The sequence below is a fragment of the Aminobacter sp. P4_D5 genome (assembly GCF_056401815.1).
In genome coordinates this window covers 1-977 of record NZ_JBFUIP010000451.1, presented here as the reverse complement: position 1 = coordinate 977, position 977 = coordinate 1, and the positions used below count along the sequence as shown (strand labels likewise).

Below are 977 nucleotides of genomic sequence, written 5' to 3'. Positions count from 1 at the left end.
GTTCCAACTATGGGAATGAGCCGGAGCGTGGCCTCTTCGTAAGCCCGCTCCGGGCAACCTGCCTGTCCGCGGGGCGTTCCCTTTCCCGACGGCGCCACTCCGACGCCGAAGTTGAGAAGGGAATGCCGATATGAACGCCACGGATATCAAGGAGCACATGCAGGTCGTCGGTTCCTGCGGGAACCCCGTCGGTACGGTCGACCATGTGCAGGGCAACCAGATCAAGCTCACCAAGGACAGCGACCCGCATGGCCAGGGCCATCACCACTTCCTGCCRCTGAGCCAGGTGAAGGGCGTCGAGAACGGCAAGGTCGTCCTGACGGTCAATTCCGGTGAGGCCAAGAAGTCCCTGCAGGCGCAGCCGGCCGCATAGCGGCAGGCCGCACCGGAAAGGGTGAGAAACGGCGTCGGAGCCTGGCTCCGGCGCCGTTTTCTATCTGCGCTCGAAGATCAGCCCACGCGCGCGGCCGGCATTGATCATCAGCTTGCTTCCATCCGCCGAGAGAACCGCGTCCGCCCAGGCCGGATAGAGGGCAGAGGGGATGTGGATGCGCAGGTTGTGCGGGGTCAGCGCCTCGATGCGCCAGGCGGCGCCGGAGGCCCGGACCGGTCCCCGGGCGCGGATCTCGCCACCCTGGATGGTCCAGAGCGTCGCCAGCTCCGCGCAGTTCCATTTGCCGTCCAGCGCCGGCGCCTCGACCGGTTCCACGCGGCGGAATTCACGCCGGTAGCCGGCATCGAACTCCACCTCCATGACGTCGCCCGTCGGTGGCGCGGCCAGGAAGGGGAAGCTGCCGCGCAGGGCCGCGAGCCTGCCGTCGGCGGTGGGGGCAAGCGCATAGGGAACGCCGTGCATGCGGGCCACCCCGTCCGCGTCGAAATCCAGCGACAGCCCGTCCTCCATGCAGAGCCATGTTCCGACCATCGCCGAATGGTCCACGGCTGATGGCACCGGCAGCAGGTCCGGATCCTCCGCC

At 67.7% G+C, this 977-nt stretch carries 2 protein-coding genes; one reads left to right on the top strand and one right to left on the bottom strand.

All coding sequences use genetic code 11. The annotated features are described in order from the left end of the window. Positions 1-130: 130 nt before the first annotated feature. Positions 131-373 carry a DUF2171 domain-containing protein gene (locus tag AC1DWF_RS32665; RefSeq protein ID WP_476842666.1) on the top strand — a complete coding sequence of 81 codons (243 nt, stop codon included), beginning with the start codon at positions 131-133 and terminating at the stop codon, positions 371-373. A 60-nt stretch (positions 374-433) separates the two neighbouring features. Here the strand turns inward: AC1DWF_RS32665 and AC1DWF_RS32660 are convergent. Then, the coding region (locus AC1DWF_RS32660; protein ID WP_476842665.1) for a hypothetical protein at positions 434-977 on the bottom strand (544 nt) is incomplete at its 5' end.